Genomic DNA, 8,230 nt, shown 5'->3' with positions numbered 1-8,230 from the left:
GCAACCTGATCCACCGCCTGCACAACGGTGCCCATGCGCATTTCACCTGGGACCTGTTCGACCGGTTAGCCAGTTACAACGACGACAAGCTCAAGGTCGACTACAGCTATGACGCCCTGGGCCGTCGCTTGCACAAACATTCGGTGGCGCACTTCTGGGATCGCCCTGAAGCGGGCACTGGCTGGAACCAACTGCAACGGGCCAAGCGGCAACGTGAACTCGGCTGCGGCTTCACCCTGTTTGGTTGGGATGGTGACACCCTGGCTTGGGAAAGCTCACCGCCGCGCGATGAAGGTGACACCGGCCGCACCGTGCATTACCTGTACGAGCCAAACAGTTTCGTGCCGGTTGCCCAGGCCCTGCGCAAGAGCCCGATCCGTTTGCACAAGCAGCCGGACTGGAGCCAACGCGAATACGATTTCGATCAGGATCCGTTGTGGCACACCGAGGTGAAACCACATCCGTTCGAGGCGATTGCCTGGTATCAGTGCGACCACCTTGGCACGCCGATGGAACTGACTGACGAGCAGGGTAATATCGTCTGGGCTGCGCAGTACAAGGCTTGGGGTGAAATCAAAGAAGAGCGCACGGACTGGGCCAAACAGCAGGGACTGGGCAACCCGATCCGCTTCCAAGGCCAGTACCACGATCATGAGACTGGGCTGCACTACAACCGCTATCGGTACTATGATCCGAAAACTGGACGATTCATCAGGCAAGATCCGATCAGTTATGTTGGCGGAATCAACCTGTTTGCCTATGCTCCGAACCCCATTAAATGGATCGATCCACTGGGGCTTGCTGTTTGCCGGTTGAATGCGGCGGACAAAAAAGAGATGGGCCCGGCACCTGAGGGTATGAAAAACCCCCACCGCCATCATATCGTTCGTGAAAAGGCGCCAGGTAACTGGAAGCAGGAGAATCGAGATTATATTCTTAAATCACAGGCTATAATGGCTTAGCATAATATTGATGTGAATACTGATCTGCGTAATTTTACTTGGGCGCGTAACGGGGGCAGTACTCATAATGTTGAGTCCGCCAAAAGGGTTTTTGAGCGATTGCAGCGAGCTGATGCTAAAGGTTTGAGTGCGGTGGAAAAGGAACTGAAACGAATGGGGCAGGAATACAAAGAAGGGACTTTCATTTAATGAACGGCTGGCAGCGGATTTACGAGAAATACGAGGCAAAGCTGGATCAACTTTACGACGATATTGAGAGCGGTAGGCTAGAAAGTCTGCGTGCCTTTGCGCAAGAGCATTCGGAGCTTCTTGTACTGGCTCGATATGGTGATGTGGAAGAGGAAAGCTTGCTACATATAGCTGCTCGGGCAGGGCAAGCCGAAGTTTGTCAGCTGTTGCTCGAGTTTGGGCTGGAGCCTAATCGAGCGTACATTAGAGCTGGGTATAGTACTGCTTTGCAACTAGCAGCTGGTGGAGGCCATTTGGCAACTTGTGAATGCCTTCTTGATGGAGGAGGTTCTGTCGATGGTCTTCCGCTGAGTGTTTGCACGCCGCTGTATGCTGCCGCCCAGTCGGGACATGTACACGTGGTTTCTCTTCTTTTGGCAAGAGGCGCTGAAATTAATCGCCTACACTTACGATTTAACAATAGCTCTTTAGATGCTGCCCGGGGATGGGGGCAGCAGGACGTCGTGAGGAAGTTGGAGGCCAATGGTGGATGCAGTACCTCGGAGATTGATGTTCCCGATGTAGCAGGTGCTGGCCAGGCGATAGTTAATTTTGTGCATAATACTGCGGGGTGGGTTTTGCCGGCGGTGTTTAGTCCTTCACTTGACGTGCCTGAAACGTCATTGCACATAAGCTTGCTCAACGGCAAGACTGATTATAAACTTCTTTTTACTGTCGGTCTTTATAATAAATTGCCGATGAGCGAACTGTTCATTTGCTTACCGGGTGACTGGCCGCTTCCCCGGAGGGAGTGGCCGGCACATGGCTCTTGGCGTTTCCCTGTGCAGATGTTGGAACGTCTTGGACTACGGACACTTGAGCACGAGCCGCTTCAGGAGGGGAATCTGCTGCTGAAAAGTGATCCCGCCTATGCTGACTTGTCCTGGCCTGAGTCAGTTGATGCTCTTTTAGTTATTGACAAGCCCTGGAATAAAGATAGTGGCTCAGAGAATATTTCCGAAGATGAGAGGGTTAATCTGTTTATACTGGCGCCTATTAGATTTACGGCCAAAGGTGAGCCTGGCGGAAAAACACTGGCTGCGCTGGTCGAACGCAAACGTACAGCAAGTTGGAAAGTTTTGGCTCTGGATGCTGGTTATTGAAGCGATAAAAAATATAAGAGTTAAAAGGCTAGTGTAAGCAGTAAAAGGGGGCGGACTTACTTTCCTGCTCCAATCTAGTTTCTGTGGTATGTATCGAGCAGGCGAAGCTTCCTTGCACAACGGCGCCCATGTTTATTTCACCTGGGACCTGTTCGACCGGTTAACAGGCTACAACGACGACAAGCTCAAGGTCGATTACAGCTACGACGCTTTGGGCCGTCGCTTGCACAAACATTCGGTGGCGCACTTCTGGGATCGCCCTGAAGCGGGCACTGGTTGGAACCAACTACAACGCGCCAAGCGCCAACGTGAACTCGGCTGCGGTTTCACCCTGTTTGGTTGGGACGGCGACACCCTGGCCTGGGGGAGTTCACCGCCGCGTGACGATGGTGATACCGGTCGCACCGTGCACTACTTGTATGAACCGGGCAGCTTCGTGCCGGTGGCCCAGGCTCTGCGCAAAAGTCCGATCCGGCTGCACAAGCAGTCGGACTGGAGCCAGTGCGAATATGACTTCGATCAGGATCCGCTGTGGCAGACGCAGATGACCACGCAGACCTTCGATGCGATTGCCTGGTACCTGTGCGATCGTCTTGGGACCCCAATAGAGTTGACCGGCGAGCAAGGTAATATCGCGTGGTCTGGGCAGTACAATGCATGGGGTGAAGCGCACGGTGAACGCTCGGATTGGGCCACTCAACACGGTCTAAACAACCCAATCCGTTTCCAAGGCCAGTATCATGATTATGAGACAGGGTTACATTAGAATCGCTATCGATACTATGATCCATTCGTAGGTCGATTTATTGGAAAGGATCCGCTTGGTTATGTCGCCGGTCTTAATCTTTTCCAGTATGCCGCAAACCCCATCGGATGGGTGGATTCGCTAGGACTTGCGCGGGTATTCAAGAATGCTCCTTATCATGGTAAGAAAGACAATGCTGTTAAGAGTAGGGCGCCAACTGACGGACAAGCAGCTCTTGATAACTCGTCCAAGTTAGATCTACAGCACCAAGGCGAGTAGGGGCCGATACCGAGAACAATGAATTGGTTGTTCTGGATAGGACCAAGATACATGCAGATGGAGAGGAAGAGTACCATGGACATGTCCGTTGTTGGTGTGACCTCCATGTAGATCAACAAAATGCTCTGGTTAAAGCTGGTAAGGTTAATCGCAAGGGGAAGATCAAATGAACTTGACCAAAGTCAAGGCTAGGCTTGAGCGTGAGCTCAAGTCTAAGTCGAAAGATGTTAGGATTGATGCGATTATGTACGCCTGTTTTAACCTGGATGACGCTGATTGGGTGCTGGACAAATGCAAGGAGCTGATAGATAACGACGTTGAGGTTGACGTTAGAAACCTTGCAGTAATTTGTATCGGGCACACAGCCCGGCTACATGGCGAAATTAACGTTGCGAAAGTGAAGCCGATTCTTACTATGGTCTCTAAAGATCCTGAGTTGGCGGGGAATGTCCAAGATGCTATTGATGATATTGAGATATTTACTAAGGAGAAAATAAAGCTGTAGGTTGCTGGCCTTGTACGTGGCTAGATTTGAAGCCTGCGACCGCTGCGTCATTTAATCTTATGGCGCCGCTGGTTTGCTGATCGAACGCGTTGATGCCAACGAATACACCCAGCGTTATCGCTGGGACAAACTCGGCCGCCTGATCGGGCTGGAGAACGAGAACGAAAGCAAGGCGGCGTTCCTCTACGATCCGGTTGGCCGTCTGTTGCAGGAGACCGGCTTCGACGGGTTGGTGACTCGTTACCAGTACGATCAGTACTCCGGACGCCTCGGGGTTCTACCCCGTTTCCCGGACGCCTTGCCAGACCCTTTGGCCCTGGTCGACAGCTACATCGCAGACGAGGTCGACCAGGATGCCTGCCAGGCATTGGCCCGCCAATGGCAAGCCAAGTTGGCCGGTGGGCATGCCGTGAAGCACTTCCACAGTGAGCAGGCGCGGGGCTTCCCTGCAGACTGCCGGGGTGAGCTGCCAACAGGTGAGTCCGATTCTGCTCGCACATTTCCTCGCTTTCGTACCGAGGCTGACGCGTTAGGTTGTAGGGGCGGTGCGCTCTTTGCTAATGAGAATTTAAATCATTAATATTGCACTCCCATTCCCCGGACCTTCGCCATGAACAGCAAAGCCGCTGGCCTTCCCTTGAGCTATCGCCTGGCCGTCACATCGCGCAGCCTGGCGGCGTTGCTGGGTGGCTATTTGCTGGCGTCCATGGTCAGCATCGCCATCACCTTGTTCGCTCCCATGGCCCAGGTCGATGCCGTGCTCACCGGCATGATGCTGTCGTTCCTGGTCTACCTCTTGGCCTTCATCTGGTGCTTCGCCTGCCGCAGCGCCTGGCGGGCCTGGCTGGGCCTGTTGCTGCCGGGCCTGGCGCTGGGGGCTATCAATGCACTGGCCTACTGGATGAAACAGGGATGAAAGAAGGCTTCCGCCAGGCGATGGCCTGGCTGCACACCTGGACCGGGCTGCTCTTCGGCTGGCTGCTGTTCGCCATCTTCCTCACCGGCACGCTGTCGTACTTCAAAGACGAGATCAGCCACTGGACCCAGCCGGAAGTGCGCCGTCATGCGCTCGATCCGCAGGCGAGCCTGGGCCTGGCGCAGCGTTACCTGGAAAGCAACGCCGGACAGTCCGGCAGCTGGTTCATCCGCCTGCCCAGCGAACGCGAGGCGGCGCTGAGCGTCGGCTGGCGCGACCCGCAGGCGGGAGGGCGGCGCGGCTTTGTCAGCAAGTCGCTGGACGCGGCCAGCGGCGAAGAGGTCCAGGCCCGCGACAGCCGCGGCGGCGAGTTCTTCTACCGTTTCCACTTCCAGTTGCAGATGCCCCACCCCTGGGGCCGCTGGCTGTCGACCTTCTGCGCCTTCATCATGCTGCTGGGCCTGGTCACCGGGATCATCACCCACAAGAAGATCTTCAAGGAGTTCTTCACCTTCCGCCCCGGCAAGGGCCAGCGTTCCTGGCTCGACGGCCACAACGCCATCGGCGTGCTGGTGCTGCCGTTCCACCTGATGATCAGCTACAGCAGCCTGGTGATCTTCATGTACATGGTGATGCCGGCGAGCATCCTGGCCAGCTACGGCGACAGTGGCCGCTACTTCAACGACCTGTTCGGCCGCGACGAGGCGCCCAGGGCCGCCGCCGTGGCCGCGCCGCTGGTGCCGCTGGCCGAGCTGTACGCCAAGGTCCGCGAGCAGGCGCCAGAGGCGCACATAGGCTTCATCCAGGTGCAGAACCCGGGCGACCGCAACGCCCGGGTCATCTTCACCCGCTCCTCGGCCGACAGCGTGGCGTTGCGCCGCGGCGCCAACTGGACCTTCGATGGTGTCAGCGGCGCGGCGCTGGGCCAGGGCGCCGCGCAGAGCGCGGCGATGATGACCCAGTTCACCTTCGTCGGCCTGCACATGGGCAACTTCGCCGGGCCCTGGCTGCGCTGGCTGTACTTCGTGTTCGGCGTGGCCGGCACGGCGGTGATTGGCACTGGGCTGGTGATGTGGCTGGGCAAGCGGCAGCTCAAGCATGCCAAGAGCGGGCGCATGCCGGGCGAGCTGCGCCTGGTCGAGGTGCTCAATATCGCCAGCATGAGCGGGCTGCTGCTGGGCGTGGCGGCGTTCTTCTGGGCCAACCGCCTGCTGCCGGTGGCCCTGGAGGGGCGCGCCGACTGGGAGATCGACAGCTTCTTCGTGGTCTGGGCGCTGGCCTTGCTGCACGCCATGCTGCGCCCCGGGCGCCGGGCCTGGGGCGAGCAACTGGCGCTGGGGGCGCTGGCGTTTGCCTTGCTGGCGCTGCTCAATGCGCTGACCACTGGCCAGGGCTTGAATCATTCGCTGGCCGTCGGCGACTGGGCCATGGCCGGTTTCGACCTGACGGCCCTGGGCACCGGGCTGTTCCTGGCCTGGGCTGCGGGCAAGATGCTGCGCAGCCCGGCACCGGCGGCGCGACGCGCGCCTCGCGTGGCCAGGCCCTCCAGGGTGGAGGCGAGCTGATGCTGGGGATCGCCTTGATCGGCTTTGCCGGTTTCGCCAGTTTGTGCCTGGCCATGGAAAAACACTTCAACGACCTGATCGGGCGCAAGCCTTCGCTGGGCCTGCGGCGGTTGCTGCGTGGCGGCGGCTGGCTGCTGTTGCTGCTATCGCTGGTGCTGGCGGTGCAGTTGCGCGGTTGGGCCATGGGGCTGGTGGAATGGAGCGCAGTGCTGATGGCCGGGGTGACCCTGTGGGTGTTCGGCTTGCCTTACCTGCCACGGTTGCTGTTGCGCCTGGCGTTGCTCAGCGCGGTCCTCGGGCCGCTGCTGGTCACGCTGGCCCGAGTGAGCGCTTGAACGAGCGGGGGGATATCGCCGCGCCCGAGGCCGATGCCAGTGGCGGCCGGGCGCGTTTCGTCCAGGTGTTCCTCGCCCAGCGGGCGCGCATGGAGGCCTTGGTCAGCCGGCGCATCGGCTGTCGCGCCACCGCCTCGGACCTGGTCCAGGACCTGTTCCTGCGATTCTGGCGTCGCCCCGAGGTCAAGGTCGAGGCCCTCGATACCTACCTGCTGCGCAGCGCCAGCAACCTGGCCATCGACTACCTGCGCAGCGCCGGCAGCCGCGATCGCCTGGCCGAGGGCCTGCAGCACGCCGAGGAGGATGACGCCGCGCAGCCCCTCGAGCAGGCCCTGCAAGCCCGCCACGACCTGCAGCGCATCGACACGGCGTTGCGCGCGCTGCCCGAGCGTACCCGGCAGATCTTCCTGCTCAACCGTGTCCACGGTTGCACCTACGGCGAGATCGCCAAGGCCATGGAGCTGTCCCAGAGCGCGGTGGAAAAGCATATGATGCGCGCCCTCGAAGCGTGCAAGGCGAGTCTCGCCGAGCCCGCGTCTCCATTGCGCCGGCCAGGGAGCGCCCGTCGATGAGCCTCGAACCGCCGATCAGCGCCGAACAGTCCGCAGCCGCGCTGCGCTGGCTGGGGCGGATCAACCAGCAGCCGGGCGAGGCCGACGGCGCGGCGTTCAAGCGCTGGCTGCTGCAGGACCCGGCGCATCGCCGCGCCTATGCCGAAGCCGAGGCGCTGTGGCGGCTGAGCGCCGCGCCGGCGGCACGCCTGGCCGAAGAGCAGCACGACAGCTTGCGTCCATACCTTGCAGCCATGCGTCGTCCCGCGGCGCCGCGTCCTTGGCGGCGCTATGCCGTGGCAGCCTGCCTGGTGCTGGGGTTGGGCGGGCTCGGTGGCTGGCAGCCGCGCCACTGGATCCAGGACCTGCGCGCGGACTACAGCAGTGGCGCCCAGCCACGCCAGGTGAGGTTGGCCGACCAGTCGCGCCTGACCCTGGATGCCGATACGGCGCTGACGGTGGACTTCGCCCATGGCGAGCGGCGGGTCAGGTTGCTGCGCGGCGCGGCGTATTTCGAGGTGAGCCATACCGGCGCGCCGTTCCTGGTCGATGCCAAGGGCGGCGAGGTGCGCGTGTTGGGGACCCGCTTCGAGGTGCGTGAGCAAGACACGGGCGCCCGGGTCACGGTGAGCAGCGGACGAGTGGCGGTGAGTCCGGGGCAGGGCGGTGTGCCCCGCGAGTTGCTGGCCGATCAGCAACTGGCCTATGCCGATGGCGTGGCCGGAGTGGTCGAGGCGGTGGACAGCGCAGGGCAACTGGCCTGGCGCCAGGGCTGGCTGAGCTATCACCAGGTGCCGCTGGGACAGGTGGTCGAGGACCTGGGGCGCTACTACCCGGGACGGATCCTGCTGCTCGATGGCCAACTGGCGCAGCGCCGGGTCAGTGGCAGTTTCCTGCTGAACGAGCCCCTGGCCGCGCTGGACTCGCTGGGCAAGGTGCTGGGCTTCGAGCGGCACACGGTGCTGGGGCGCTTGACCGTCCTGCGTTGAAAGGCGGTACCGACGCCTCGCGAGGCAGGCCTGTTCCCACGAATGGCCAAGA

The 8,230-nt window shown here is 60.3% G+C and carries 10 protein-coding genes and 1 pseudogene; all 11 read left to right on the top strand.

Features of this window, described 5'->3' with window-relative positions; genetic code table 11:
* Window positions 1–962: RHS repeat domain-containing protein (locus F3J43_RS09255; protein ID WP_205297727.1), on the top strand; the 962-nt coding region annotated here is incomplete at its 5' end.
* A gap of 188 nt (window positions 963–1,150) precedes the next feature.
* Window positions 1,151–2,293, top strand: a complete 1,143-nt coding sequence (locus F3J43_RS09250) for an ankyrin repeat domain-containing protein (RefSeq protein WP_166885008.1) — start codon at window positions 1,151–1,153, stop codon at window positions 2,291–2,293.
* A 112-nt stretch (window positions 2,294–2,405) separates the two neighbouring features.
* Window positions 2,406–3,059, top strand: coding sequence for an RHS domain-containing protein (locus F3J43_RS24045; RefSeq protein ID WP_286184413.1), 654 nt, complete (start codon window positions 2,406–2,408; stop codon window positions 3,057–3,059).
* Window positions 3,060–3,071: 12 nt separating this feature from the next.
* Window positions 3,072–3,317, top strand: a pseudogene (locus F3J43_RS24040) (RHS repeat-associated core domain-containing protein); the annotation flags it as partial.
* Between the two features lie 166 nt (window positions 3,318–3,483).
* Window positions 3,484–3,822, top strand: coding sequence for a hypothetical protein (locus F3J43_RS09235; RefSeq protein ID WP_166885006.1), 339 nt, complete (start codon window positions 3,484–3,486; stop codon window positions 3,820–3,822).
* A gap of 73 nt (window positions 3,823–3,895) precedes the next feature.
* Entirely contained in the window at window positions 3,896–4,402 is a 507-nt protein-coding gene (locus F3J43_RS23795) for an RHS repeat domain-containing protein (RefSeq protein WP_205297748.1), read from the top strand.
* Window positions 4,403–4,432: 30 nt separating this feature from the next.
* A complete protein-coding gene (locus tag F3J43_RS09225) occupies window positions 4,433–4,738 on the top strand; it encodes a DUF3649 domain-containing protein (RefSeq protein ID WP_166885004.1) in 306 nt (101 codons plus the stop codon).
* Window positions 4,735–6,303: a PepSY-associated TM helix domain-containing protein gene (locus tag F3J43_RS09220; protein ID WP_166885002.1), complete on the top strand. Its 1,569-nt coding sequence runs from the start codon at window positions 4,735–4,737 to the stop codon at window positions 6,301–6,303. The genes F3J43_RS09225 and F3J43_RS09220 overlap by 4 nt, the downstream gene beginning before the upstream one ends.
* Window positions 6,303–6,638: a DUF3325 domain-containing protein gene (locus tag F3J43_RS09215; protein WP_166884999.1), complete on the top strand. Its 336-nt coding sequence runs from the start codon at window positions 6,303–6,305 to the stop codon at window positions 6,636–6,638. The genes F3J43_RS09220 and F3J43_RS09215 overlap by 1 nt, the downstream gene beginning before the upstream one ends.
* Window positions 6,635–7,210 carry an RNA polymerase sigma factor gene (locus tag F3J43_RS09210; protein WP_166884997.1) on the top strand — a complete coding sequence of 192 codons (576 nt, stop codon included), beginning with the start codon at window positions 6,635–6,637 and terminating at the stop codon, window positions 7,208–7,210. Before F3J43_RS09215 ends, F3J43_RS09210 begins: the two co-directional genes overlap by 4 nt.
* Window positions 7,207–8,178, top strand: a complete 972-nt coding sequence (locus tag F3J43_RS09205; protein ID WP_166884994.1) for a FecR family protein — start codon at window positions 7,207–7,209, stop codon at window positions 8,176–8,178. The genes F3J43_RS09210 and F3J43_RS09205 overlap by 4 nt, the downstream gene beginning before the upstream one ends.
* Window positions 8,179–8,230: the final 52 nt, after the last annotated feature.

It is taken from the genome of Pantoea sp. Cy-639 (assembly GCF_011752525.1).
In the GTDB taxonomy this organism is placed as follows: domain Bacteria; phylum Pseudomonadota; class Gammaproteobacteria; order Pseudomonadales; family Pseudomonadaceae; genus Aquipseudomonas.
This window is presented reverse-complemented; position numbering and strand designations above follow the sequence as displayed.